Annotated in this window: 23 protein-coding genes; 8 read left to right on the top strand and 15 right to left on the bottom strand. The window is 68.0% G+C overall.

Features of this window, described 5'->3' with window-relative positions; all coding sequences use genetic code 11:
* Positions 1-134 precede the first annotated feature (134 nt).
* The 3 genes from ABI214_RS18025 to ABI214_RS18015 all read left to right on the top strand — a co-directional run bounded on the left by ABI214_RS18025 (position 135) and on the right by ABI214_RS18015 (position 5,280).
* Positions 135-989, top strand: a complete 855-nt coding sequence (locus tag ABI214_RS18025; RefSeq protein ID WP_348603880.1) for an NmrA/HSCARG family protein — start codon at positions 135-137, stop codon at positions 987-989.
* Positions 990-1,024: 35 nt separating this feature from the next.
* Positions 1,025-1,792 (top strand): FAD-binding oxidoreductase, encoded by a 768-nt coding sequence (locus ABI214_RS18020; RefSeq protein ID WP_348603878.1) that lies wholly within the window; start codon positions 1,025-1,027, stop codon positions 1,790-1,792.
* 125 nt (positions 1,793-1,917) lie between these two features.
* Positions 1,918-5,280: a protein kinase domain-containing protein gene (locus ABI214_RS18015; protein ID WP_348603877.1), complete on the top strand. Its 3,363-nt coding sequence runs from the start codon at positions 1,918-1,920 to the stop codon at positions 5,278-5,280.
* A 9-nt stretch (positions 5,281-5,289) separates the two neighbouring features.
* On the opposite strand, the gene ABI214_RS18010 is transcribed toward ABI214_RS18015, so the two are convergent.
* From ABI214_RS18010 to ABI214_RS17995, 4 genes are all read right to left on the bottom strand, one after another.
* Positions 5,290-6,867 (bottom strand): AMP-binding protein, encoded by a 1,578-nt coding sequence (locus ABI214_RS18010; protein WP_348603876.1) that lies wholly within the window; start codon positions 6,865-6,867, stop codon positions 5,290-5,292.
* A gap of 139 nt (positions 6,868-7,006) precedes the next feature.
* A complete protein-coding gene (locus tag ABI214_RS18005) occupies positions 7,007-7,831 on the bottom strand; it encodes an SDR family NAD(P)-dependent oxidoreductase (RefSeq protein WP_348603875.1) in 825 nt (274 codons plus the stop codon).
* A gap of 8 nt (positions 7,832-7,839) precedes the next feature.
* Complete coding sequence (locus ABI214_RS18000) at positions 7,840-8,673, bottom strand: mycofactocin-coupled SDR family oxidoreductase (protein WP_348603874.1); 834 nt, start codon at positions 8,671-8,673, stop codon at positions 7,840-7,842.
* Positions 8,673-9,482, bottom strand: coding sequence for a mycofactocin-coupled SDR family oxidoreductase (locus ABI214_RS17995; protein ID WP_348603873.1), 810 nt, complete (start codon positions 9,480-9,482; stop codon positions 8,673-8,675). Before ABI214_RS17995 ends, ABI214_RS18000 begins: the two co-directional genes overlap by 1 nt.
* Before the next feature lie 258 nt (positions 9,483-9,740).
* Here ABI214_RS17995 and ABI214_RS17990 point away from each other — a divergent pair, with 258 nt between their 5' ends.
* From ABI214_RS17990 to ABI214_RS17975, 4 genes are all read left to right on the top strand, one after another.
* Positions 9,741-10,910: a Rieske 2Fe-2S domain-containing protein gene (locus ABI214_RS17990; RefSeq protein WP_348603872.1), complete on the top strand. Its 1,170-nt coding sequence runs from the start codon at positions 9,741-9,743 to the stop codon at positions 10,908-10,910.
* Positions 10,911-10,951: 41 nt separating this feature from the next.
* Positions 10,952-12,133 carry a hydroxylase gene (locus ABI214_RS17985; protein WP_348603871.1) on the top strand — a complete coding sequence of 394 codons (1,182 nt, stop codon included), beginning with the start codon at positions 10,952-10,954 and terminating at the stop codon, positions 12,131-12,133.
* A 44-nt stretch (positions 12,134-12,177) separates the two neighbouring features.
* Entirely contained in the window at positions 12,178-13,110 is a 933-nt protein-coding gene (gene bphC / locus ABI214_RS17980) for a biphenyl-2,3-diol 1,2-dioxygenase (RefSeq protein ID WP_348603870.1), read from the top strand.
* A gap of 200 nt (positions 13,111-13,310) precedes the next feature.
* Positions 13,311-14,102 carry an IclR family transcriptional regulator gene (locus tag ABI214_RS17975; protein WP_348603869.1) on the top strand — a complete coding sequence of 264 codons (792 nt, stop codon included), beginning with the start codon at positions 13,311-13,313 and terminating at the stop codon, positions 14,100-14,102.
* Positions 14,103-14,153: 51 nt separating this feature from the next.
* Here ABI214_RS17975 and ABI214_RS17970 read toward each other — a convergent pair whose 3' ends face one another.
* A complete protein-coding gene (locus ABI214_RS17970; RefSeq protein WP_348603868.1) occupies positions 14,154-14,858 on the bottom strand; it encodes a PadR family transcriptional regulator in 705 nt (234 codons plus the stop codon).
* Positions 14,859-15,008: 150 nt separating this feature from the next.
* Between ABI214_RS17970 and ABI214_RS17965 the strand changes: the two genes are divergently transcribed.
* Positions 15,009-15,260 carry a hypothetical protein gene (locus ABI214_RS17965; RefSeq protein WP_348603867.1) on the top strand — a complete coding sequence of 84 codons (252 nt, stop codon included), beginning with the start codon at positions 15,009-15,011 and terminating at the stop codon, positions 15,258-15,260.
* Positions 15,261-15,387: 127 nt separating this feature from the next.
* Here ABI214_RS17965 and ABI214_RS17960 read toward each other — a convergent pair whose 3' ends face one another.
* From ABI214_RS17960 to dnaK, 10 genes are all read right to left on the bottom strand, one after another.
* Positions 15,388-16,092: an IclR family transcriptional regulator gene (locus ABI214_RS17960; protein WP_348603866.1), complete on the bottom strand. Its 705-nt coding sequence runs from the start codon at positions 16,090-16,092 to the stop codon at positions 15,388-15,390.
* Between the two features lie 157 nt (positions 16,093-16,249).
* Entirely contained in the window at positions 16,250-17,146 is an 897-nt protein-coding gene (locus tag ABI214_RS17955; protein ID WP_348603865.1) for a TIGR03619 family F420-dependent LLM class oxidoreductase, read from the bottom strand.
* A gap of 97 nt (positions 17,147-17,243) precedes the next feature.
* Positions 17,244-17,963 carry an ABC transporter ATP-binding protein gene (locus ABI214_RS17950; RefSeq protein WP_348603864.1) on the bottom strand — a complete coding sequence of 240 codons (720 nt, stop codon included), beginning with the start codon at positions 17,961-17,963 and terminating at the stop codon, positions 17,244-17,246.
* Positions 17,963-19,786 carry a branched-chain amino acid ABC transporter ATP-binding protein/permease gene (locus ABI214_RS17945; protein ID WP_348603863.1) on the bottom strand — a complete coding sequence of 608 codons (1,824 nt, stop codon included), beginning with the start codon at positions 19,784-19,786 and terminating at the stop codon, positions 17,963-17,965. The genes ABI214_RS17950 and ABI214_RS17945 overlap by 1 nt, the downstream gene beginning before the upstream one ends.
* A 2-nt stretch (positions 19,787-19,788) precedes the next feature.
* Positions 19,789-20,646, bottom strand: a complete 858-nt coding sequence (locus ABI214_RS17940; RefSeq protein ID WP_225017208.1) for a branched-chain amino acid ABC transporter permease — start codon at positions 20,644-20,646, stop codon at positions 19,789-19,791.
* Between the two features lie 43 nt (positions 20,647-20,689).
* Positions 20,690-21,907 carry an ABC transporter substrate-binding protein gene (locus ABI214_RS17935; RefSeq protein WP_348603862.1) on the bottom strand — a complete coding sequence of 406 codons (1,218 nt, stop codon included), beginning with the start codon at positions 21,905-21,907 and terminating at the stop codon, positions 20,690-20,692.
* Between the two features lie 774 nt (positions 21,908-22,681).
* Positions 22,682-23,089, bottom strand: a complete 408-nt coding sequence (locus ABI214_RS17930) for a heat shock protein transcriptional repressor HspR (RefSeq protein ID WP_348603861.1) — start codon at positions 23,087-23,089, stop codon at positions 22,682-22,684.
* A gap of 32 nt (positions 23,090-23,121) precedes the next feature.
* Positions 23,122-24,291, bottom strand: coding sequence for a molecular chaperone DnaJ (gene dnaJ / locus ABI214_RS17925; protein ID WP_348603860.1), 1,170 nt, complete (start codon positions 24,289-24,291; stop codon positions 23,122-23,124).
* A 34-nt stretch (positions 24,292-24,325) separates the two neighbouring features.
* Positions 24,326-24,898, bottom strand: a complete 573-nt coding sequence (gene grpE / locus ABI214_RS17920; protein ID WP_348603859.1) for a nucleotide exchange factor GrpE — start codon at positions 24,896-24,898, stop codon at positions 24,326-24,328.
* Positions 24,895-26,736, bottom strand: coding sequence for a molecular chaperone DnaK (gene dnaK / locus ABI214_RS17915; protein WP_348603858.1), 1,842 nt, complete (start codon positions 26,734-26,736; stop codon positions 24,895-24,897). Before dnaK ends, grpE begins: the two co-directional genes overlap by 4 nt.
* Positions 26,737-26,975 lie beyond the last annotated feature (239 nt).

Genomic DNA, 26,975 nt, shown 5'->3' with positions numbered 1-26,975 from the left:
CAACCGGGGGCCGTGATCGTGCATCGGGCACGATTCACGGCCCCCGTTTCGTCGTGTCGACGTCGGCGCCGGAGGTACGCTCGCGTCGAGAGCACCGCGCCCTTCACCGACTGGAGCCGACCGGAGGAGATCCGATGGCCGACCGTCCGATACTGGTTCTCGCTGCCACCGGCGGACAGGGACGCGCAGTCAGCGCCGCCCTGCTCGAGCGGGGCGCGCCGCTGCGGGCACTGGTCCGCAACCCGACTTCCGCCGGCGCCCGCGCCCTCGCCGAGAAAGGCGCGGACGTCGTCACCGGCTCACTGGACGACGAGGATTCCCTCGCCGCGGCAATGCGCGACGTCGCGGCCGTGTTCGCGATGACGACTCCGTTCGAGTCCGGTGTCGACGCGGAGATCGCCCAGGGCCGCACGATCATCGCCGCCGCCGGTCGGGCACGGGTACCACATCTGGTGTTCAGTTCGGTGGCGAGCGCCGATCAGGACAGCGGCGTTCCGCACTTCGAGAGCAAGGCCGTCATCGAGGCCGAGCTGAAGTCCAGCGGGCTGCCTCACACGATCCTGGGACCGACGTACTTCTTCGACAACGCCCTCGGCGGCGCCGACCGGATCCGCACGGAGGGAGTGCTCGACCTGCCGCTGCCGGCGGACCGTCCTCTGCAGCAGCTCGATCGCGCAGACCTGGGCTCGTTCGCGGCGCACGTCCTGCTCTCGCCCGAGCGGTACCGCGGACGACGCATCGAACTGGCAAGTGACGCACCCACTCCCGAAACGATGGCGGCGGCTCTCGCGACAGCGCTCGGATCTCCGGTCCATCTCGAGCAGGTTCCCCTGGGCTCGATCGCCGATCCCGACATGCACGCGATGTGGTGGTTTCTCAATGGCCCCGGCTACCAGGTCGACCTGGAACGGCTGCATTCCGAGTTCCCGGACATCGGATGGACGTCCTTCGCCGACTGGGCCGGCCGAGCCTTCGGATCGGGGCAGTGACAGGGGCGCAACAGCCCACCGGTAACAATGGCGGCATGGAGCAGCAGACCTGGACCGCCACGGTCGTCGAACACCACCGCCTGCGTAGGGATCTCGCGGTGGTGCGCCTGATCGGCGAGCCCGTCCCGTTCCACCCCGGCCAGTACGTCGACGTCACCGTTCCCCGGCACCCGCGGCTGCCGCGACGCCTGTCCCCCGCGCTGCCCCCGTCGCTCGACGGCAAGATGGAATTCCACGTGCGGGCGGTACCCGGCGGCTGGGTGAGCGGCAGCATCGTCGCCGACACGGTGCCCGGCGACCAGTGGCGGTTCGCATCGCCGCGAGGCGAACTCGCCGTCGATGAGAACGGTCCGACCGTCGTGATGGTCGCCGGCGGAACAGGTCTGGCCCCGCTACGCTCGATCATTCTCGATCTCACCCAGGTGGAGAATCCGCCGCAGGTGTACCTGTTCGTCGGCGGCCGGACGGTTCAGGACCTGTACGCGTCCGACATGCTGTGGATCCTCACGCAGCAGTTACCCTGGCTCACAACCATTCCCGTCGTCGAGGACGTCACCGACCCGGGTGCGCCCGACGAGTGGTACGAGCGGATCCGCGCCGAGATCGGGGACGACGCGCTCACCGGGTTCGACGACGACTACCTGCTCGAGGGCACGCTCGGCGACGTCGTCGCCGCGCACGGCGCGTTCGTCGACCACCAGGTGCTGGTCTGCGGTTCGCCCGGAATGGTGCGCAGCACCCGCGACCGACTGGTCGCCACCGGCACCCCGGCCGAGTCGATCCGGTTCGATCCGGTGGGTTGAGCACCGATTTCCGACGGTCCGGTCTGCGACAGCCGACCTAGTATTGGATGCGCAACCGCATCGTGCCGGGCACGATGCCGCCGCGGACCGGACACGGGTCCGCGGGACTTCCGAGGTGATTCGGCATGGGCGACGAGCCGACACAGGCGGCTGGGGATCCCCAGGCGACGCAGCGCGGTGGACCGGGCGCGATCGAGACCGAGCTCGCGATGGAGGGCTTCGAGGACGCGGTCGAGATCGGTCGTGGCGGATACGGCGTCGTCTACCGCTGCACGGAGTCGTCGCTCGACCGGACGGTCGCGGTCAAGATCGCGCGCACCGAAGTCGGCGGCGAAGGTCGCGAACGGTTCCTCCGTGAACAGCGGGCACTGGGGAAGCTGACGGGCCACCCGCACGTCGTCGAGGTGCTGCAGGTCGGGGTCACGGCCACCGGGCGGCCCTACATCGTGATGCCGTTCCGCCGCCTCGGTTCCCTCGACGCGGCGATCCGGCGGGACGGGCCGTTCGACTGGCCGGAGGCCCTCCGCCTGGCCGTCCAGTTGACCGACGCCCTCGACACCGCGCACCGGCTCGGCATCCTGCACCGCGACATCAAACCCGCGAACATCCTGATCACCGACTACGGCGATCCGGAGCTGAGCGACTTCGGGATCGCGCGCGTGCCCGACGCGTTCGAGTCCCGCGCCGGCGACGTGGTCGGCACTCCGGACTTCACCGCACCGGAGATCCTCGTCGGCGCCGCCCCCACGCCCGCGTCCGACGTCTACAGCATGGCGGGGACGATCTTCCATCTGCTGACCGGCCATGCCGCCTTCCAACTGCGTCGCGGCGAGAAACCGTCCACCCAGTTGCGGCGTCTCGTCACCGAGACGATTCCCGACCTGCGTCCGGCCGGGGTGCCGGACGATCTGTGCCGGGTGCTCGAGCAGGCGATGAGCGTGGACACGGCCGACCGTCCCGCCACCGCCGCGGACCTCGCCGAACAACTCCGTGATGTCCAACGCGGTCACGAGCTGACCACCGACGTACCGACGCCGCGGCCGAGCGGGCCGGTTCGGCGAACGCAGCCACCGCAGCCGCCCACCCCGGTGACGAAGTTCCGGCCGCCGGTCGCCGAGCACGCCTTCGTCGAGCGTGCCCGTCTGGTGCGAATGCTCGATGACACCCGGCCACGCCTGTTGAGTGTGATCCACGCTCCGGCGGGATTCGGCAAGACCGTCCTCGCCGCCCAGTGGCGTGACGTCCTCCTCGACGCGGGGGTCTCCGTGGCGTGGTTGAGCCTGGACTCCCAGGACGACAACGTCGCCTGGTTCCTCGGCCATCTCCTCCAGTCGGTGCGACAGGTACGTCCCGAACTGACCGACGAACTCGGGCAGGCGATCGAGGAGTTCGGGGTCGAGGCCGAGCGGTTCGTGCTGACCTCGCTCATCAACCGGGTGCACGACAGCGGCGCCCGGCTCGTCGTCGTCATCGACGACTGGCATCGGGTCTCCGACCCGGCGACCGTCGCGGCCCTGAACTTCCTGCTCGGCAACGCCTGTCACCACCTGGGGCTCGTCGTGACGACGCGAACCCGCTCGGGCCTGCCGCTCGGATCGTTGCGGGTCCGCGACGAACTGGTCGAGATCGACGAGTCCGACCTCCGTTTCGACGCCGAGGAATCGCGCCGATTCCTGGTCGACCGGGCCGCGCTGGACCTGGATCCGGACACGGTGCAGGCGTTGCAGGCCACCACCGACGGGTGGGCCGCCGCACTGCAGTTGGCGTCGTTGTCGCTGCGGGGCCGCGAGGACCCCGTCGATGTCATCACCCACCTGTCGGGGCGCAGCCGGGCCATCGGGGAATACCTCGCCGACAACGTGGTCGGCGCGCTCGACCCGCACCTGCTCGACTTCCTGCTGTGCACGTCCGTTCCGGAGCGCGTCTCGGGACCGCTCGCGTCACGGCTGGCCGACGTCCCCGACGGGCAATCGCTCCTCGAGGAGGTCGAGGAACGCGATCTGTTCCTGCGCGCCGAGGACGTCGACCGCTCGTGGTTCCGCTATCACCAACTCTTCGCCGACTACCTGCGGCGGCGGCTCGAACGCGATCCGGACCGTGTCGCCGACCTGCACCGGCGTGCCTCGAGTTGGTTCCTCGACCATTCGATGTTGCGGGAGGCCGTCGACCACGCCCTCGCGGCAGGGGACGCGGAACAGGCGACCGACCTCGTCGAGCACCACGGCATGGGTCTGGTCGAGCACTCGCTGATGGCAACGGTCCTGGGCTTGGTCGACAAACTCCCGCCGCAGATCGCGACTGCCCGACCCCGACTGTTGCTCACCCAGGCGTGGGCACACGTGCTGCTGCATCACCCGCCCCGATCCGTGAAACTGCTTCTGGAACAGACCCGCTCACTGCTGACGGACGCCCCCGACGGCGCCTCGACAGCCGACCTGCTCGCCGAGAGTGCCCTCGTCGACGGAGTGTGCGACCTGTTCGCGGATCGGGTCGGCCGCCTCGCCGACTTCTCCGACGCATGCCTGAGGCGTCGAGACACCCTGAGCCCGTTCGTCCTGGCCGGCGCCGTGAATCTCGCAGAATTCGATGCCTTGTACCGCTTCGATTTCGACTCCGTACGGCGCTGGCAGGAGCGCCAGTCGGTGGAGTTCCCGACCGCGGAAAGCGGCCCGTTCGTCTCGATGTACGGCTCGTGCTTTGCCGGCATCGCCGCCGGCGAGCAACTCGACTACGAGGCCGCCGACGGTCTGTACCGGCGAGCCGGACAGCTCGCACGCGAGCACGGAGGACGGCGCTCGTATGCGGCACGGCTGGTGGGCGCGCTCACCGGCGACCGGCTCTACCAGCAAGGACGTCTCGACGATGCGGATCAGCTGTTCGACGAATGCCACCTGCTCGGCGCGGAGGGCGGGGCCGTCGACTTCATGCTTCTCACATACGGGACCGGCGCGCGAGTCAAGGCCCTGCGCGGCGACCCCGGCGGGGCCACGACCCGCCTGTCGGAAGGCGCCGCGATCGCCCGCACTCTCGGGCTGTCCCGGCTCGCGGCGCGGATCGAGAACGATCGCGCACGATGCGGACTGCCCCACGAGAAGGTCGACCCGGCTGATCTCCGCTGGCCCCCGGACGACGGGATCGCGATCATCACCGCGGACCTCCTGGAGGACACCGCCATCCGAGACCTCCTGACACAGAAGACATCCGATGCGCAGCACGAAGCGGTCCGGATGGCGCGCGCACGAGTGGACCGCATCGCCGGCCGGCACCGGCCGCTGCAGCACCTGCGGGCACAGCTCCTGCACGCCGCATGCCTGTTCTCCGCCGGTGATCGGCCGGCCGCGTTCACCGCACTCGAACCTCCGCTGCTGCGGTGCGCCGACCTCGGACTCCCCCGAACCGCGATCGACGCCGCACCGCGCATGGTCGACCTGATCGACGCGTACCGGCAGGACGCCACCCCGGAACGCGCCGAAAGACTTCCCGGATGAGGCGCCCGGTCACACCGAGCGGGAGGCGCCCTCCCAGAACTGCGCGCGCAGCGCCTTCTTGTCGAGCTTGCCGAGCGGCGTGAGCGGCAGCGCCTCGACGAAGTCGACGGACTTCGGCGCGTGCACCGAACCCTTTGCGGCACGGACACGTTCGACGAGGTCGGCAGCCTCGACCGTCTGGCCGTCCCGCAGCACGACGCACGCCTTGACGGCCTCGCCCCACTTCTCGTCGGGCACACCGACGACCGCGACCGACGCCACCGCGGGGTGCCCGGAGATGACGTCCTCGATCTCGCGCGGGAACACGTTGAAGCCGCCGGTGACGATCATGTCCTTCTTGCGGTCGACGATGTAGAGGAAGCCGTCCCGGTCGGCGCGGGCGATGTCGCCGGTGTGCAGCCAGCCGCCGCGCAACGCCTCGGCCGTCTCCTGCGGCTTGCGCCAGTACTCCTTCATCACGAGCGGACCGCGGACACAGATCTCGCCGAGTTCGCCCTGCGCCACCTCGTTCAGGTCGTCGTCGAGCAGGCGCACGTCGAGCCACGGCACCGGGCGACCGCACGACGCGAGCCGCTCGACGTTCTCCGGATCGTGCTCCTCCTTGCGCATGACGGTGATGGTCATGCCGCACTCGCTCTGACCGAAGTACTGGAAGAAGATCGGGCCGAGCTTCGCGATGCCCTCCTGCAGCCGGGTCGGCGACATCGCGGCCGCGCCGTAGAACAGCGTCTGCAGGCTCGACACGTCGCGGGTCTTCAGGTCCGGGTGGTCGAGCAGCATGTAGATCATGGTCGGCACCAGCATGGTCGAGGTGATCTTGTACTTCTCGATCGCCTCGAGGACGGCGCCGGGCTCGAACGCCGGCAGCACGACCAGCGAGCCGCCGCGCATCAGCGTCGGCACGAAGAACGCCATGCCGGCGTGGGAGAGCGGCGTGCAGGCGAGGAAGCGCATCTCGTCCGGGAACTGCCACTCGGCCATCTGGATCTGCGGCAGCGTCACGCCGGAGCGGAACGTGTTGACGACGCCCTTCGGCTTGCCGGTGGTGCCGCCGGTGTAGACCATGCTCGACGGGTCGTCGCCGTCGACGTCTGCGGCCACCAGGCGCTGCGGGGTGAACTTCTGCGCCAGTTCGAGGATGTCGACACCCACCTCGGACGGGCCCAGCGAGAACAGGTTCGTCAGGGTCGGCACCGCGGCCTTCAGTTCCGCGGCCCGGCCCTCGAACGCGGTCGGGTCGAAGATCAGCGTCTCGATCTCGGCGTCCCCGAGGATGTAGCTGTGGTCGTCGAGGGAGCCCATCGGCGCCAGCGCGGTGTTGCGGCAGCCGAGGATCATCTGCGAACCGACGCTGATGAGCACCTCGGGACGGTTCTTCGACAGCATCGCGACGGTCGAGCCCTTGCCGACACCGAGCGATTCGAGGGCCTGTCCGAAACAGCTGATCTGGTCGCGCATCTGACCGCCGGTCAGCACGACGTCGCCGAGGTAGAGCGCCGGCCGGTCGGCGTTGCGCTCGAGCGCGGTGATCAGCAGGTCCGCCAGGAAACGTGGGCGGTGGAGAAGGTCGTCGAGCGCGTCGGTCATGTGTGTTCCTTCTGCGTGCACGGGACGCGAAGGCGGCGCTGCGCGCGCCCGTCGCGCCGGGTCGGCCAGTGTGGTCCGGGTCACCGACACGATAACCGGATTTCCGCAGAACTGGAACCTGTTACACCCAGTGGATCGGTCAGTTCCGCCCGTCGAACAGCGCGTCGGGGCGCAGTTTCCCGCTCAGGACCTGCGCGCGTTTGGACGCGAGACGCTCGAACGAGTCGGGGTGCGTGAGGATCCAGAAGTCGTCCCGCGCGATGCCCTCGAACAGCAGTTTCGCGGCCGTGTCCGGCGTCATGCCCTCCCGGATCTGGTCGCGCCAGAACCCGGCGTCGTCGGTTGTCGCGTCGTGGACGGGAGCGTCCTCGAAGATGCGGGTCGCGACCTGGCCGGGACTGAACACCGACACCGCGATCTGCGGAAACGCCTCGGCGCACTCGAGGTACAGCGACTCGGTGAGCGCCTGCACGCCGTGCTTGGACGCCGCGTACGCCGTCATCCGCGGCGTGATCGCGATGCCGCCCACCGAACACGTGTTGACGATGTGCGACGGGCGCGGATCGGCGCCCATGCGCGGAACGAACGACCGGATGCCGTGGAAGACACCCAGCAGGTTCACGTCGATCACCCGCCGCCACTCCTCGGCGGGCACCTCCCACGTGAAACCGAGCGATTCGAGGCCGGCGTTGTTGAGCAGCACCGTCACCGCACCGAACTCGGCGTACGCGGCGTCGGCGAGCGCATCGACCGCGTCGGCGTCCCGGACGTCGGTGGGCACCGCGAGCACCGAGTGGCCGTCGGCGCGCAAATCGGCGGCGACGGCGTCGAGACGCTCGGCGGAGATGTCGGCGAGCACGACGTTCATGCCCAGTTCCGCCGCGCGGCGCGCCGCGCTCTCCCCGATGCCGCTGCCGGCGCCGGTCACGACGGCGGTGCCGCCCGTCAGATCCTCGAATCGCACGATGTCTCCTACTTCACGCAGTGGCCGGCATCGACCGGCAGTGTGACGCCGGTGATGTAACGGGATTCGTCGGACGCGAGGAACAGGCTCGCGTTGGCGATGTCCTCGGGTTCGATCATCGCGACGGGCAGCAGGTGCATCGACTGCGTTCCCGCCTCGAACTGCGCCTGCGTCGGCTCCTCGACACCGGGACAGAAGGTCCGCATCGTGGACTCGTTCTGGATCATCGTGGTGCGCGTGTTCGCGGGGTGGATCGTGTTGACCCGCACGCTGTGCGGCGCAAGCTCGTTCGCGAGCGACTTCATGAGACCGACGACACCATGCTTGGCTGCGGTGTAGTGCCCGACGCTGACCAGTCCGCGCAGGCCCGCGATGGAGCTGATCAGGACGATCGAGCCGCCGCGGCCGCCGTCGACGATGTGGGGGATGCCGGCCTTGCAGGTGCGCCACACGCCGGTGAGGTTGACGTCGAGCATGGTCTGCCAGCGCTCGGCCCCCATCTCGACGGCGGGCCCCGACGAGCTGATGCCGGCGGTCGCGCAGATGACGTCCAGCCGCCCGAGCGCCTCGACGCCGGAGTCGACCGCGGCCGTCAGCGACTGCTGGTCACGGACGTCGGCCTCGAACGCGCAGATCTTGCGGCCGAGCGCCTCGACCTGACGCACCGTCTCCGCGAGGTCCTCCGGCGACGCACCCGGGGTGGTCGAGTGTTCGACGGGCGCGCACACGTCGACGGCGATGATGTCGGCGCCCTCTTGCGCGAACCGCACCGCCTGCGCGCGGCCCATGCCCCGCGCGGCGCCGGTGATCAGCGCGACCTTGCCTTCGAGACGTCCGCTCATCACGCCACCTTCTGGGTCTGACCGGCGTCGATGACCATCTGCAGGCCTGTGACGTACCGGGATTCGTCCGATGCCAGGAACAGCACCGCATTGCTCACGTCGATCGACTCCACCCACGGCACCGGCAGCAGCATCCGCTGCGAGAGCACCTCCGCGACGTCGGCCTCGGTGGGGTTCTCGAGGTCCGGCCGGAGGCGGGCGAACGTCGCCGGGTTGATCGTCATGGGAGTCGCGACGGCACCGGGGTGGATCGTGTTGACGCGGATCGACCGCTTGCCCAGTTCGTTCGCGAGGGTCTTGGCGAGTCCGGTGATCGCGTGCTTCGCCGCCGAGTAGTGCGACGCCCCGGGCACCGCCTTGATCGCGGCCGTCGAACTGACGATGACGACCGATCCGCCCGCCGGATTCAGCTCGGCCACACCGGCCTTGACGGTGTGCCACGTGCCGGTGATGTTGACGTCGATCGACCGGTTCCAGATCGCGTCGTCGATCGTCCACGACGGTCCGGGGTTGTCGCAGATACCCGCGTTGGCGACGATGGTGTCGAGCGGCCCCAGTTCGCGGACCCCGGCCTGCACGGCGTCGGTGAGCGCGTCGTAGTCGCGGATGTCGGCGGTGCCGATCACCGCGCGGCGTCCCAGTTCCTCCACGAGGCGGGCGGTCTCGGCCAGGTCGGCCTCCGACTGCTCCCCGGGCAGGTCGATCGCGAGGATGTCCGCACCCTCCTCCGCGAGGCGGACCGCGTGCGTGCGGCCCATCCCCTTGCCCGCGCCCGTGATGAGCACAACCTTGCCCGTCATCCGTGTCATCGTCATTCCTTTCACCGTGACGCGACGCTAGCCAGAGCCGACACGGGGCCGGGAGTGATCTTCCCGCGTGGTGGGAGGTACGTCCGGCGGCCAGGCGCCGACTCGGCCCGGTCCCCGCAACCCCCGCGCCGAGCAGGCGCTATACCACAGAGTCGGGCGCGTTCCATCCAGCGGGAGAGTCACTTCCCACGCGACACGCCGCCGAGTTCTATGAGGCGCATCACAGGTCCCCCAACCCCTGACGGCACGGAGGAATTCATGTCAATCGACACCGCAACGACCAACGACGACAACGTCGAGATCCGCGAGATCGAGGCCGCGGCTGCCCCCACCCGATTCGCTCGTGGCTGGCACTGCCTCGGACTCCTCCGCGACTTCAAGGACGGCAAGCCGCACTCGATCGAGGCGTTCGGCACCAAGTTGGTCGTGTTCGCCGACAGCAAGGGCGATCTCAACGTCCTCGACGCGTACTGCCGGCACATGGGCGGTGACTTGAGCCAGGGCGAGATCAAGGGCGACACCATCGCGTGTCCGTTCCACGACTGGCGCTGGAACGGCAAGGGCAAGTGCACCGACATCCCCTACGCCCGCCGCGTTCCCCCGGTCGCCAAGACCCGCGCGTGGACCACGCTCGAGAAGAACGGCCAGCTGTACGTCTGGAACGATCCGCAGGGCAACCCGCCGCCGGCCGATGTGACCATCCCTGACATCGCCGGCTACGGCTCGGACGAGTGGACGGACTGGAGCTGGAAGACCCTCCGCATCAAGGGCTCGCACTGCCGCGAGATCGTGGACAACGTCGTCGACATGGCGCACTTCTTCTACATCCACTACTCGTTCCCGCGCTACTTCAAGAACGTCTTCGAGGGCCACACTGCCACGCAGTACATGCACTCGACCGGCCGCGAGGACATCATCTCCGGCACCAACTACGACGACCCCAACGCCGAGCTGCGTTCGGAGGCCACGTACTTCGGTCCGTCGTACATGATCGACTGGCTCGAGTCGGACGCCAACGGCCAGACCATCGAGACGGTCCTCATCAACTGCCACTACCCGGTGAGCAACAACGAGTTCGTGCTGCAGTACGGCGCGATCGTCAAGAAGCTCCCGGGCCTGTCCGACGACGAGTCGACCGGCATGGCCGCGCAGTTCGCGGAGGGCGTCGAGATGGGCTTCGAGCAGGACGTCGAGATCTGGAAGAACAAGGCGCCCATCGACAACCCGCTGCTCTCCGAGGAGGACGGCCCGGTATACCAGCTGCGCCGCTGGTACCAGCAGTTCTACGTCGATGTCGAGGACATCAGCGAGGACATGACCAAGCGCTTCGAGTTCGAGATCGACACCACCCGGGCGGTCGCGAGCTGGGAGAAGGAAGTCGCCGAGAACATGGCCAAGCAGGCCCCGAACTCGCCGGCGAACTCCTAGTCCCCGGTTCGTAGAACCACACCCACCAGAAGGAAATCCAGATGAGTTACGAAGTCCTGTCCCGCATCGAGGCCGCCGCCGACGACATCTTCGTCGAGGGCGTCGAGGCCGAGCGGATCGGCAAGATCGCCGACGCCACCGCCAAGCGGATGAAGGAGGCCGGCTCGATCCGGATGCTCCAGCCGAAGGAGCACGGCGGCCTCGAGGTCCACCCGCGCGAGTTCGCGGAGACCGTCATGCGGATGGCGTCGCTGAACCCATCCGCGGGCTGGGTCCACGGCATCGTCGGCGTCCACCCGTGGCAGCTGGCGTTCGCCGATCCCAAGGTCCAGCAGGAGGTCTGGGGACAGGATCAGGACACGTGGCTCGCGTCGCCGTACATGCCCGGTGGCATGTGCGTGCCGGTCGACGGCGGCTACAAGTTCTCCGGCAAGTGGTCCTTCTCCTCGGGAACGGACCACTGCGACTGGGCGTTCCTCGGCGCGATGGCGTGTAACCCGGACGGCAGCATGGAGATGCCGCCCCGCATGCTGCACGTGATCATCCCCCGCACCGACTACGAGATCATCGAGGACTCGTGGGACGTCGTGGGTCTGCGTGGCACCGGTTCCAAGGACGTCGTCGTCAAGGACGCGTTCGTGCCGGACTACCGCGTGATGGACTGCGACGAGGTCATCGACGGCACCGCGGTCCGCAAGTACGGCCGCACCGAGACGCTGTACCTGATGCCGTGGTCCAACATGTTCCCGCTCGGCATCACGTCGGCCACGATCGGCATCTGCGAGGGCGTGCTGCACCACGCCAACGAGTACCAGCGCGAGCGGATCAACCCGCAGGGCACCGCGGTCAAGGACGACCCGTACACGATGTTCGCGGTCGGCGAGGCCACCGCGAAGCTGCAGTCGGCCCGGGACTCGCTGCTGGCCAACGTCGATCGCATGTGGGACCTGGTCGACGCCGGCAAGACCCCGACGTTCGAACAGCGCGCCCTCGGCCGCGAGACCCAGGTCAACGCGGCGTGGCAGGCCGTGCAGGCCATCGATGCCGTGTACGCCCGCTGCGGCGGCAACGCGCTGCGCATGGACAAGCCGATGCAGCGCTTCTGGCGTGACGCGCACGCCGGTCTGCACCACGCGATCCACGTCCCCGGCACCGTGTACCACGCCGCGACGCTCAGCGGCCTGGGTGTGGACCCGCAGGGTCCGCTGCGCGCGATGATCTGATCCGCCGGATCCATCCCCATTCGAATCCACAACGGAGACAAACCATGACGAACCCCAATGTCGGGGGCTTCGGCACCGACATCCGCGCACTGGGCTACGTGAAGGTCCAGACCAACGACATGGACCGCTGGCGCACCTTCGCGTTCGACGTCCTCGGCTTCGCGGAGGGCTCCGGCCCGGACCCCGACGCCCTGTACCTGCGCATGGACGAGCGCGCCGCCCGCATCGTCGTCGTCCCCGGTGAGACCGACGAGGTCGTCACCGTCGGCTGGGAGGTCCGCGACCACGCCGCACTGGTCCGGGTCACCGAGGCCGTCGAGCGCGCCGGGATTCCGGTCAAGCCGCTCTCGCTTGAGGAGGCGGACGCCCGCCGCGTCGAGGAGGTCGTGACCTTCCAGGATCCGGCCGGCACCACCCTCGAGGTCTTCCACGGCGCGGTCCTCGACCACAGCCCCGTCGTCACCCCGTTCGGTGCCAAGTTCGTCACCGGCGCACAGGGTCTGGGCCACGTCGTCCTGCCGACGATGGACCCGAACGGCACGTTCGACTTCTACACCGAGGTGCTCGGGTTCCTGCCGCGCGGCGCCTTCCGGATCCCGGCCCCGCCGGAGTTCGGCCCCCTGCGGGTTCGGTTCCTGGGTGTCAACCAGCGCCACCACAGCCTCGCCCTGTGCCCGGCCCCGCACGGCGGTGCGCCCGGCCTGGTCCACATCATGGTCGAGGTCGACACGCTCGACGCCGTCGGCCAGGCGCTCGACCGCGTCGTGAAGGACGGCTTCTCGGTGTCCTCGACGCTGGGCCGGCACACCAACGACAAGATGGTGTCCTTCTACGTGCGCGCACCCGGCGGCTGGGACGTCGAGTTCGGCACCGACGGGCACCTGGTCGACGAGACGTTCTACACGTCCGAGGAGATCACCGCCGACAGCTACTGGGGCCACGACTGGTCCGGCAGTGAACCGCTCGCCGCGATGTAGCGACCCTCTCCACAACTGAACTCTCTGCTCCCGTCAGGGGGAACCCCGTCCTACCAGGACCGTTGGGTTCCCCCTTTCGGCATATCTCGATCTTGGTGACCCACTTCACAAACGTCGATCCGTATGTCATTATTTCTAATCGAAATACCCACGTCAGATGGGTCTCACCGCGATGCTCGATAAAAGTGAGGGAGTCATCGATGACCGCACCAGCTGCTGCAGACACCACCCCGACCGCGATCCTCGAACGGGTTTCACTGGTTCTCGACACCTTCGACGGCCCCGGCCGTCTCACCCTCGCGCAGGTCGTCAAGCGGACGGGGCTGCCGCGGTCGTCGGCGCATCGGATGCTCGAACGCCTCGTGGAGATGCGGTGGCTGCGCCGCGACGGACGCGACTACGAGCTCGGCACCCGCCTGATGGAACTCGGTTCGCTCGCGGTCCACCAGAACCGCCTGCACAGCGCCGCCGCTCCGATCCTCCAGGAACTGCACCGCGTCACCGGGTATGTCGTGCACCTCGGCGTCCTGGACGGATCAGACGTGCTGTACCTCGACAAGATCGGCGGACGACTCGCGGCCGAGTTACCGACCCGCATCGGCAGCCGCTACCCGGCGCGCAACTCGGCAATCGGCAAGGCGCTGCTCGCGTACACACCGAACGGCACCGACAACCTCTCCGAGTTCACGCCCGAGCTGCACAAGGTCCGCGAGATGGGCGTCGCATACGAGGTCAGCCAGATCTCCGGCGGCATCGGCATCATCGCCGTCCCCGTCGGACCAGTCGGCGGCGTCCTCGCCGCCCTGTCGATCTGTGGGCCGACGAGCCACCTCAAGTTCGATCACCGCCACGCCGCGCCGGTCCGCATGGCCGCCAACGCAGTCCTGCAGACCCTGACCGGACGGAGCAGCGGCGCCGCCCCCATCACGCACCGCAACCGACTCCAGAGCCTGCCCACCGCCGCGCCGCGAGTGCGCCTGCAGTACGCCTGACCCCGAGCCCTGGCTTTCGCTGATTCGATCGCCTCGGGCGGATTCAGGCGGTCAGTTCCGCCGGCGCCGCTCGAGGCCTTCGACGAAATCCTCGACATCACGCCAGGATCCGGCCACCTCGGGGATCGGGTTGCCCAGCTCGTCACGCTCCCGCACATGGGAGAACGTCTCGGCCGCCTCGTCGATGTCGTCGAGCATCTGCCGGGCCAGGTCCATCTCGGCCTGGAAGTAACGCTCCGCCCAGATCAGGCTCATCTTCGAAAACGCCCACGCCGGTTCACGTGTCGCGTGGTCGGCGTGCAGCTTCGCGCGCTCGCGCATCGCCTCCATGTTCTCGATGTGCGACTGCACGAGCGCCCGCAGCTGGTCGGGCTCGTTGAGGTGCCCCATCCACAGCCGCAGCATCAGCCCGTGCTTGAGGACGGGCTGCTCCACCGGCGCGTCCCGCGACCAGTTCCGCACGGCTCGCGTCCCGCGGCCGGTGATGCGGTAGACCCGTCGACCGCGCTCCCCCGGCTCCGAGACCATCTCCGATTCGACCAGACCGACGGCCTCGAGCTTCTTGAGCTCGGCGTAGATCTGGCTGATCGACGGGCTCCAGTAGAAGAAGCCGATGCTCCAGTCGGCCCACTTCTTGAGGTCGTAACCGGTGAGCCCCTCGCCGAGGGTCAACATGCCCAGAACGGCCCAACTGGTGGCGGGAAGCGACGGGTAGCCGTCGTCGTCGGCGTCGTTGGTGGGCTCGGTTTCGGACATGGCCGAAGCCTAACAGCCCAGGTAGACGGGGGTTACAGCCCGGTAGCACACGTCCACTCACCGGGAGGGAAGCTCCCGCTCCGTGGGAGGTTGGGAGCGTGAGCGATCGAGAGTGACTACCGTCACCAGTGGAATCAGGGAGGTTCGAACATGGAAAGCGTGCGCTGCAACAGCTGCGGCAACCGAGTCCTCGTCGAGAAGTACAGCGAGGCCCACACCAGCATCCAGTGGCTCGACGACGCCGACAACGCGTGCCCCGAGTTCGCCGAGGCGCGAACCAAGGACGGCCGCGCGTGGGTCCCCACGTGCCACAAGCTTCAGGAGTCGATCGACGACCTGATCCTGTCCGGGCAGATCGGCCTGTCCCTGCGCAGCTACCCGATGCCCGGCCGCCTCGAGTGAACGGCCGGCGAGGTTCCGCTCGCCGGGATCACCCTCGCCTGTACGCGCTTTCGGCGCTGCATTCGGGCGAGGCGATCCACCGCCCGTAGTCGCTTCCGAACCCCTGAACAGAAGTTCAGGGGTTCGTTCACGCTGATTCGTGGACCACGCCCGTGAGGTCCAGCAACTGCCCGATGGCGACGGCCGCCATTCGCACCGGTGCGGCGTCCCGGTCGTCGAATCGCACGCGGCTCAGCGGACCGCTGACCGACAGCCCCACCTCGACCCCGTCCAGCGATCCGACCCGGACTCCGATGCAGCCCAGCTTTGCCGAGCAGGTCCCGAACGCAACACCGAGCGGACCGCGGGCAGTTCGGCGTGTGGTCGTCAGGAGCGCCTTGCCGATCGTCGACGACCGCGCGGGGATCCGTGCTCCGACGCGCGTCGGGAGTTCCGGCACGGACCGACCGCCCACCTTCTCGATGTAGACGACGTCGGATCCGTCGAGCACGCCCAGATGCACGACATGCCCGGTGGCATGGTGCAGTTCACGCAGGAGCGGATCCACGGCACGGTCCATGCGATTCCGGTACACAGCCAGCGCTCCGACCTCGACGAGCCGGTGTCCCAATTCGTACTCGGCGCCGATTCGACTCAGCCACCCCATCCTCACCAGGTGGTCGAGCATCCTGTGCGTGGTGCTCCGGGGAATGCCGGTACGACGCGACAGTTCGGTCAGCGTCAGCCGGGCGGTGTCGCGAAAACTGTCGAGCAGCAACGAGAGCCGGTCGAGCGTCGACGCGGGAACACCCTCGAGATCCTTGTCTGCACGGTCTCCGACCGAACTTGCCATCCGTCCTCCAGCGATGCCTTCACGATGAGCGTGACCGCGCCGCCATCGAGTTGGGTCGAGCGTCTTCAGCGCACCGCAGATCCACGTCCGGCACCAGTCCATCGACCCGGTGAGTGGGAAGCAAGTTCCTCCCGAGAGCCACGGCCACCGGGGCCACCTAACCGACGTTCAGCCCGGTCAACCAGGTGAGGAACGCGTCGACGTCGTCCGCACCGATCGGCAGCGCCGACGGTCGCACGAGCACCGTGTCGACACCGGACTCCTGCGCCGCCTTCGCCGACGCGGTCATCGCGTCGAAGTCCACGCCACCGGATGGGTTGTCGATCGTCGGCAGCATGATCTGCACCTCCGCCGAGTCCGGATCGCGGTCGTGCTCGTCGAAGCAGTTCCGCAGCAGCGCGATGCTCTCGTCGAGCCGCGGCAGGTCGGCGGGTGCGACGGTCCACCCGTCGCCGACCCGCGCGATCCGGTCGAAGTTGCTCTTGGACGGCGCCATACCGAAGATCACCGGAACCCGCGGCTGCACGGGACGCGGCAGGCTGTGGAAGTCCGAGAACTCGAATCCCGTCCCCGTGAACGACGCCGGCGGCGCTCCCCAGAGTTCACGGCACGCGGCCACCGTCTCCTCCAGTCGGCCGAAGCGTCGTTCGAACGGTACGCCGGCCGCCCGGTACTCGGCCTGCTGCCAGCCGACCCCCATCCCCATCCGGACGCGGCCGCGGGACAGCACGTCCAGGGTCGCGATCTGCTTGGCGAGCAGTAGTGCCGGCCGCAGCGGCGCCACGAGCACGTACACGCCGAGTTCCACCCGCTCGGTCACCGCGGCCGCCGCCGACAGCAACGACATCGGCTCGAGCCACGGGTGTTCGAGTCCGAACGGAAAGCCGTTCTCGCGCACCCGCGTCTCGTGTGCCTCCCGCGAGAACCCGAGATGATCCGACGTCGTGATCAGGTCGACGCCCCGGCGGTCGGCCTCGGCCGCCAGGTCGAGCACCCCGCGGTGGTCGCCGGCGTAGAAGCGTTCGGCGCCGAAGACGTCCAGTCCGATCCTCATGTGTCCCTCTCCTCTTGCTGTCCGTGAAACGCCGAACGGGAGCCCGCGGCACGGTTTCGCGAACGAAGCGTGCCGTGAACTCCCGTTCGACGGTGTGTCAGACGCGACCGAAGTACGCGTCCTTGAGGACCGCGATGTCGTCGATCTCCGACGCCGGCGAGTCCATGACGACCTTGCCGATGTCGAGGACGGTGACGTGGTCGGCGACGCTCATCGCCGCCTCGACGGCCTGCTCCACTAGGAGGACGGCCAGGCCGGACTCCTTGAGCAGCTGCACCCGTTCCATGACCTCGTTGACGATGACCGGGGCCAGGCCACCGGACGGCTCGTCGAGGAGCAGCAGGGTCGGGTTGGACATCAGCGCCGCACCGATCGCCAGCATCTGCTGCTGGCCACCGGACATCGAGCCCGCCAACAGGTTCCGCTTCTCCCCGAGGATCGGGAACATCTCGTAGATGCGCTCGACGTCGGACTTGAGGGCGCTGCGCCGCATCTTCCGGGTGTAGCCGCCGAGCAGCAGGTTCTGCTCGATGGTCTGCTTGTGGAAGACACGCTTGCCCTCCTGCACGTATGCCATCCCGCGACGCACCCGCTGGTGCGCGGCGACCCCGGAGATGTCCTGGCCGTCCATCTCGATGGTGCCGCCGTGGACCTTGTTCAGGCCGGAGATGGCGCGCAGGGTGCTGGTCTTGCCGGCACCGTTACGCCCCAGCAGCGCCGTCACCTGGCCCGGGTAGACGTCGAACGAGACGTCCCAGACCACGCGCAGGTCACCGTAGCCGGACTGCAGATTCCGAACGCTCAGAACCGGTTCCATCACTCCACCTTCTCCAGCTCGGCAGCGGTTCCACTGTCGGGGTCGACGCCGAGGTACTCGCTGAGCACCCGCGGGTGATGCTCGATCTCCTCGGGCGGACCGGACGCGATGACCTGTCCCTGCGCCAGCACCACGATGGTGTCGGCGAGCGAGAGCACCAGGCGGAAGTTGTGCTCCACCAACAGGACCGTGGCCCCGGCGTCGCGCAGTGCCCGGATCAGGACCGACAGCCGCACAAGTTCGTCCTCGTCCATGCCGGACGCGATTTCGTCGAGCAGCAGCACCCGCGGCTCGGCAATCACGGCGCGCGCGACCTCGAGCATGCGCCGCATGCCCAGGGGCAGCGACGTCGCAACCTCGCCCTTCAGGTGCGACATCCCGACGAGTTCGAGGACCCGCTCGGCCTCGGCGATGTCTGCCTTGGCCACCTTGCGGAAGCTCGGCAGCCGCAGCACCGCCGAGAGCATCGAGGCGCGGTCGGTCATGTACCGGCCGGACGCGACCGCCTCGAGCACGGTGACGTTCTCGGGGATGTTCGGCGTCTGGAACGTGCGCGCCACGCCCTCGCGTGCCACCCGGTGCGACGAGAACTTCTGGACCTCGGTGTCGCCGATGACGATGCGTCCCGCGTCCGCGGTGTAGAAGCCGCAGATCATGTTCAGCATGGTCGTCTTGCCCGAACCGTTGGGGCCGATCAGCGCGGTGACCTTGCCGGCCTCGGCGCGCAGCGTCGCCGACCTCAGGGCCTGGTTGCCGCCGAACGCCTTCGAGATGCCGTCGACCTCGAGGGTGGAGCCGGCGATCGGCGCCACGACGGGCACCTCGTTCGGATCGCGCGGTGCCGGCCGCTCCGCCACCCCGATGCCGGCCTTGCGGTCGAGCTTGGTGGCCAGCGACCGAAACACCTTGGTGAGTCCGCCCGAGAGCAGCACACCACCGAGGATCAGGAAGCCGCCGTAGAACAGCAGCGAGTATTCCTGGAACGCGGTCGACTGGTTGGGGCCGAACTGCATGATGGCCGCACCGATCACCGCACCGTAGACACTCGCGGACCCGCCGAGAATCGACGCCGCGAGAACCGCGGTCGCGAAGGTGAATCCGAACGCCTCCGGGGAGATGAACAGGTCGGTGTTCGCGAACAACGCACCCGCGAGACCCGCGGGCAGGGCACCGATCGCGTACCCGAGCAGCTTCATCCGGAACACCGACACACCCTGTGACTGCGCGAGGACCGGCGACTGCTTGAGCGTGCGGAACGCGATGCCGTGCCGCGAGATCACGAGGTTGCGCATCACCACGAACCACAGGATCGTGACCGCGACGACGATGTAGTAGAAGTCCTTGTCGATGTCCTGGCCGAGCAGCGTCGGCGGCTCCATCCCGGACAGGCCGTTGCGGCCACCGGTCTTGCCACCGAAGATCGCGAGGATGTCCGGCACCAGCAGGATCAGGAAGAACGACGTCATCGCCAGCGACCAACTACCCAGCCGCAGACCGGGAATGCCGGTGACGATGCCGACGACGAGCGCGACGGCGCCCGCGGCGACCAACTGCAGCAGGATCTCGGTGTGCCCGGCCTGCGACATCAGACCCGCCGTGTAGGCACCGGCCGCGTACATCGCGGCCTGCCCCAACGCGAGTTCACCCGCGTAACCGAGGCTCAGGTTCAGACCGCTGACCACCAGCGCCAGAATGCACGCGAGCTGGAGCTGCCGGGTGTTGGACGCGTCCAGGCCGAGCATCGGCGCGACGAAGACCGCGGCACCGAACACGAGCGCGAAGATCCAGCTGGGGATCGCGCGGAGAGTTCGCCAAATCTGCATGGCTACACCACCCGTTCCTTCACCGTGCCGAACAATCCGGCCGGCTTGACCATCAGGATGACGATCAACACCGTGAAGACCGCGATGTTGCTGTACTGGCTGCCGAACCACAGCGCGGTGAACGATTCCACCAGGCCGACGGTCAGACCGCCGATCAGTGCGCCCGGCAGCGAACCGAATCCACCGATCGCCAGTGCCACGAAGCCCTTGAGCGCCAGCGCGGCACCGAGCGTCGCGACCGCGAACGTCTTGGGACCGACGAACAGTCCGAGGACGCCGGCGAGCGCACCGGAGAAGGCGAACGCGCCCATCGCGATGCGGCGCACGTTGACGCCACGCAGCATCGCGGCCTCGCGATCCTCCGAGACGCCCATCAGTGCGAGACCGGTCATGGTCCGCTTGCTGAGCTGTCCCAGTGCGATCACGAGCACGATCGACAGCACCAGCAGCGCGATCTCGACCGGGTAGGTGCGTCCACCGAGCAGCGTGATCGGATCGTTGGACCCGAAGAACGGCACCGTGAGCGGCTCACTGCCCCAGATCAACTGCGTCGCACCGTTGAGCAGCGTCGCCGCGCCCAATGTCGTCACCAATTGGTTCTGGTGATCGGCGACCGGTCTGATCGCGACCATCTCCTCGACCGCCGCGAGGATCATCACCGTCACAGTGGCCATGACGGCCACCACCAGCACAGGAAGTTTCAGGGTCACCAGACCCGTGTAGGCCACGAACGTGCCGACCATCATCAACTGCGCCTGAGCGAAGTTGAAGGTGTTCGACGAGACGAACACGATGTTGTACCCGATGGCCACGAGCACATACACAGCGCCGAGGGCAAGCCCCGACCACAGAATGGTCACCGCGGGTCCCTCCTCTGAGTATTGGGAACGAAGATCATGGAACTCATGCCTGCGGGTTGCCGAACTGTCCGTTGAGGACCTTGGTGGGCGCGATGAACCGCATCTCGTCCTGCGCCGGGTTCGGGCCGTGGTTGTCGGCGGTGAAGTTGTAACGCGCCAGGAAGGCCGTCTGGGCGTTCTTCTGGACCTCTTCGGTCTCGAGCGCCTCGGCCAGCTTCTCGGCGTCGGTGGTGGTGCCGGCCTTCTCGGCCGCCGCGGCGACGAGCGGGAACGCGTCGTAGTTGTCGGCGATGATCAGCGTCGACGAGATCGCGCCGAGCGAGGCCATGGTGTCGACCATCTTGTTCACGGTCGCGTTGTTCGGGTCGTAGACGGTGCTCGTGAACACCTGCGAGACAAGGTTCTTCACCTCAGGGGTGCCGAGGACACCGTTCGGCGGCTCGTTCGCGACGAGGCTGGTGCTGGAGACCGACGTGTTGCCGATCAGCGGCACGTCCCAACCCAGACGCTGCATGCTCTGCAGGAGGTAGCCGAGCGGGGCGCCGTACGCGTCGAGGGCGAGGGCCTTGGCGCCGGCATTCTTGAGCGACTGCAGCTGCGCGGTCATGTCGAGCGCGGTGGACTCGTACTCCTCGTTGCCCACCTGCTTCAGGCCCGCCTTCTCGAGCGCCGAGGTCATCTCCTTGCCGAACAGCTCGCCGTACGCGGTGCTGCCGTGGATGACGCCGATGTCGGTGTAGCCCTTCTCCTTCGCGTAGCCGACGATGCCACGCGCGTTGTCGGTGGCGCCGGGCGCGAGGTCGAAGTTCAGCGGGAACTTCGACGGGTCCGTCGAATCCGGAGTGGGCGCGACGTTGAACGAGAGGATGTGGTTCTGCTTGAGGATCGGCAGCACCGCGGCGCCGACGGACGACGGGCCGGAGTTGAGGACGAGGTCCGGCTTCTGCTTGTTGATGGCCTCGCGCACCTTGGTGACGGCGATCGTGGCGTCACCGGCGTCGTCGACGACGGTCAGCTCGATCTGCCGGCCGCCGATGCCCCCGGCCTGGTTCTGCACCTCGACACCGGCCTTGGTCGCGAGGATCGACGTCTGCGCGTTGGCCGCGAGCACACCCTGCGCGCTGATGCCGCCGGTGACGAGCACTCGATACGGCTGGTCGGCACCGCCCGCCTCGGCGGAGTCGGCGCTGCTGCACCCCGCGAGAGTCAGGACGGAGGCGGCAGCAACCGCCGCGACGACAACTGGACGCCGATTTCCCATGACTGTCCTCCTAGGACACCCGAAACACACCAAACCAAGCGCTAGCTTGACTCAGTCGGACACAACTTGGCCCGGACCGAAAGCGACTACCTGGCGGTTTCACCTTCCGAACACGACCCATCAAGCAACCGCTTGACTCACCAAGCAATTGCTAGACCGGGAGCATAGGGGTGTGACGTAAGTAACGTCAACTGGACCTGCCACGAGGCGGGAAGCCGTGCGGATCTGATTCGATCTTGATATAACGGCGCCGAACGTGCCTGCCGATCCGGTGAACGGGAGTTCACGGCACACCATCGACGTCGGGGCGTGCCATGAACTCCCGTTCGCGGGTTGGGACGCGCGAGTTGTCCACAGGTCGAACGCTTTCCACAGGCGTGCTCGGTACCGGGATTCGACGGCGGATCGTGTCGGCGCGCGGCGCGAGCGTGCCGATATGACTGCACTGCTCGTACCTTTTCGCGGCGCCGCGGCCCTCGATCGCGGACTGGTCAGCCGACGGGGGCTCCGCCGGCACTCCACCCGCGTCTACCCCGACACCTACGCACACAACGACGTCGAGGTCGACGCCCGGATCCGCGCTCTCGCGGTGTGGCACTGGTCCGGTGGACGCGGGGTGCTCGCTGGGACGTCGGCTGCGGCGATGTGGGGCACCCGTATAGACGACGAACGGGAATTCACGGCACGCTCGGGTTCGATGCGTGCCGTGAATTCCCGTTCAGGGCATGGGGGGTTACGGGTCGTGTCGTCGGGATACCCGAGAGATGGCCGTGGTCAGCGCTCGTTGCGCGGCTTCCACACGACGATCGCGTTGCTGCGAGGAATGGGGACGAGGTCACGTCGGTAGCTGGCGTGAACGCGCGCGATCTCCGCGGCCATCTCGTCGACGCGGTTCTGCAGGACCTCGACCTGGTTGGTCAGTTCGATGATGCGCTTGATCCCGGCGAGGTTGACGCCCTCGTCCTGGGACAGGCGCTGCACCTCACGCAGCAGCGCCACGTCCCGCGGCGAGTATCGGCGTCCGCCACCGGTGGTGCGGTGCGGGGTGACCAGCCCGAGCCGGTCGTAGTTGCGCAGAGTCTGCGCGTGCATGCCGGCCAGTTCGGCGGCCACCGAGATGACGAACACGCGCGCGTCGGGGTCCTGCGGGACCTCCGACTGCTTGTGCTGCTTGTCGCTCATGATGGTTCACCTGTTCGATCGGTTCGGGCGCGTCAGGCGCCGGCCCATCCTGCGCGCGGATCGAATCCGCTGGCCTTCTCCGCCTCCAGATACGCCTGGAGTGCCTCGGTGGCGGGATCGTCGAGCTTCTGCGGCACCGCCACCTTCACGGTGACGAGCAGATCGCCGGCTCCTCCGCCGCGCTTGGGCACACCGCGCCCTCGCACCCTCAGAATGCGTCCGTCCGCCGTTCCGGCCGGAACCTTCACGCCCACACGGCCGTCCAGCGTCGGCACCGAGACCGTCGTGCCGAGCACGAGTTCGCCGTAGCTGACGGGCACCACGACCGTCAGGTCGTCGCCGTTGCGGCCGAAGACCTTGTCGGGACGTACGTGCACGGTGACGTACAGGTCGCCCGACGGCGCACCGCGCAGCCCGGCCTCACCCTGTCCGGCGAGACGGATCTTGGTGCCGTCGCTGACACCGGAGGGCACACGGACGGTGATGGTCCGGGTGCGGTTGGTGACACCGTTGCCGTGGCAGTCGGGGCACGGGTCGTCGATGATCGATCCGGTGCCGCGGCAGTCGTCGCACGGCTCACTGAAGCCGAACGCACCCTGGTTGCGGCTGACGATGCCGGTTCCGTTGCAGCGCGGGCACACCCGCGGGCTGGTGCCGGGCTTGGCGCCGCTGCCGTGGCAGGTGGTGCACGGCGACGGGCTGGTCAGCCGCAGCGGGACGGTGACGCCCTGCGCGGCCTCGCGGAACTCGAGCGTGGTCTCGGTCTCGACGTCGCTGCCACGACGCGGACGTGAGCTCGCCGTCGTCCGACTCCCGCCGCGGTTGAACAGGCCACCGAAGATGTCGCCCAGGCCGCCGTCGCCGCCGCCGGCACCGCCGCCGAAGAGATCGTTGATGTCGAAGCCGCCGCCACCGAATCCGCCACCAGCGGTGGAGTATCCGGCACCGGGGCCGAAGCCGCCGCTCGCGAACAAGCGGCGGGCCTCGTCGTACTCCTTGCGTTTCGCGGGGTCGGTGAGGACCGCATTCGCCTCGCTGACCGCCTTGAAACGCTCCTCCGCCTTGGCATCACCGGGGTTGGCGTCGGGATGCAGATCCCGGGCCAGCTTGCGGTACGCCTTCTTGATCTCGTCGGCGGAGGCGTCGGAGGAGACACCCAGCTCCTTGTAGAAGTCCTTCTCGATCCACTCCCGTTGGCTCACTGGGCGCCTCCTCCTTTCGTCGTTTCCTGTTTAACTACTCGGCCACCACGTCGGACGCAGGCTCGCCGTCCGTGACGGTCACCATGGCCGTCCGGAGAACCCGGTCACCGAGGCGGTAACCCTTGCGCAGCACCGCGCCGAGGACGGGGTTGTCGCCGTCGCCCTCCATCTGCACGGCCTCGTGCAGATCCGCGGAGAACGTCTCGCCCTCCTCGCCGAAACCGGCGAGGCCGAGTCCGTCGAGCACTCCGGCGAGCTTGTCCGACAGCGCCTTCAGCGGCCCCGTCTCGAGGTCACCGTGAGCGCGAGCCCGGTCGAGGTCGTCGATCAGATCGAGGAACTTGCTCACCACGGAGGCACGCTCGTCCTCGACGGCCCGGTCGATGCGGGCCAGCGCGTTGCGGCGGATGTTGGCGATCTCCGCCTTCGCGTAGCCCAGCTCGGTGCTGGCCTTCTCGAGTTCGGCGGTGAGCGTGGTCAGCTCGTCCGTCTCCGACGCCTCGGCCGCACCGGCCTCGGCCGCCTCCTCAGAGGCGGCCGGGGCGGCGGTGTCCGTGGCCTGGTCGTCGACCGTCACCGGTTCACGCTCGGGGTTCTCGGCGGTCACTTCTTGTCCTGATCGCTCGGCTCGTCCACGACCTCGGCGTCGACGACGTTCTCGTCGGCCGGGCCGGAGCCGTCACCGGACGCGGCGGCGTCGGCGGCCTGCGCGTCGTAGATCGCCTGGCCGAGGGCCTGCGACTCGGTCGACAGCTTCTCGACCGCCGCCTTCACGGCAGCGAGATCGGTGCCGGCGAGAGCGGTCTTGACCTCGGTGATCGCGGCCTCGACCTTCTCCTTGACGTCGGCCGGCACCTTGTCCTCGGAGTCCTTGATGAACTTCTCGGTCTGGTGCACCAGCGAATCGGCCTGGTTGCGGACCTCGGCCTCCTCGCGGCGGGCCTTGTCCTCCTCGGCGTGCGCCTCGGCGTCCTTGACCATCCGGTCGATCTCCTCCTTGGACAGGCCGGAACCGTCCTGGATCTTGATCGTGTTCTCCTTGCCGGTGCCCTTGTCCTTGGCGGTGACGTGGACGATGCCGTTGGCGTCGATGTCGAAGGTGACCTCGATCTGCGGCACGCCGCGCGGGGCCGGCGGGATGCCGGACAGCTCGAAGGATCCGAGCAGCTTGTTGTGCGAAGCGATCTCGCGCTCACCCTGGAACACCTGGATCTGCACCGACGGCTGGTTGTCGTCCGCCGTGGTGAAGGTCTCGCTGCGCTTGGTCGGGATCGTGGTGTTGCGCTCGATGAGCTTGGTCATCACGCCGCCCTTGGTCTCGATGCCGAGGGACAGCGGGGTGACGTCGAGCAGCAGGACGTCCTTGACCTCGCCCTTGAGGACACCGGCCTGCAGGGCGGCGCCGACGGCGACGACCTCGTCCGGGTTCACGCCCTTGTTGGGCTCGCGGCCACCGGTGAGCTCACGAACCAGGTCGGAGACGGCGGGCATGCGGGTCGAGCCACCGACGAGCACGACGTGGTCGATGTCCTGGACGGCGATGCCGGCGTCCTTGATGACCTGCTGGAACGGGTTGCGGGTGCGGTCCAGCAGATCCGAGGTGATCTTCTGGAACTCGCTGCGGGTGAGCTGCTCGTCGAGGAACAGCGGGTTCTTGTCCGCGTCGACCGTGATGTAGGGCAGGTTGATGGAGGTGCTCTGCGAGCTGGACAGCTCGATCTTCGCCTTCTCCGCGGCCTCGCGCAGACGCTGCAGGGCCATCTTGTCCTTGGTCAGGTCGATGCCGTTCTGCGCCTTGAACTTGTCGACGAGCCAGCCGACCACGCGCTCGTCCCAGTCGTCGCCGCCGAGGTGGTTGTCACCGGAGGTCGCACGGACCTCGACGACACCGTCGCCGATCTCGAGCAGGGACACGTCGAAGGTGCCGCCACCGAGGTCGAAGACCAGGATGGTCTGCTCCTTCTCGCCCTTGTCGAGGCCGTACGCGAGCGCGGCCGCGGTGGGCTCGTTGACGATGCGCAGGACGTTCAGACCCGCGATCTGGCCGGCCTCCTTGGTGGCCTGACGCTGCGAGTCCTCGAAGTACGCGGGGACGGTGATGACGGCGTCGGTGATCTCCTCACCGAGGTACGCCTCGGCGTCACGCTTCAGCTTCATCAGCGTGCGGGCGCTGATCTCCTGCGGCGTGTACTTCTTGTCGTCGATCTCGACGGTCCAGTCGGTGCCGATGTGGCGCTTGACCGAGCGGATGGTGCGGTCGACGTTGGTGACCGCCTGGTTCTTGGCGGGCTGACCGACGAGCACTTCACCGTTCTTGGCGAAGGCCACGACGGACGGGGTGGTGCGCGAGCCCTCGGAGTTGGCGACCACTACAGCTTCGCCGCCTTCGAGCACAGACACGACCGAGTTGGTGGTCCCGAGGTCGATTCCGACCGCACGAGCCATAGTGATCCCTCACTTTCCTTCTGTGCAGCCTTGTGAGCTGCGATTTTGCTTCTGTACGCTGGATCCGATGAACCCGGGTGAGCGTATCCGGCTCAAGTTTGCATCCGACCCCGGTCGAAGTCAATTTGAAACTTGAGTCACCCTCACTCAGGTTCTCGAAAGGCTCAACGGGCAGGAATCCGAGTTTGTTCCCGAGTCGTCGATCACACCGCCGCAGCCCGCGCACTCGATACGATTTC

This window comes from Prescottella soli, from assembly GCF_040024445.1.
Lineage (GTDB): Bacteria > Actinomycetota > Actinomycetes > Mycobacteriales > Mycobacteriaceae > Prescottella > Prescottella soli.
Note: the sequence above shows the minus strand (reverse complement) of the source record. Positions and strands in the feature narration are given on the sequence as shown.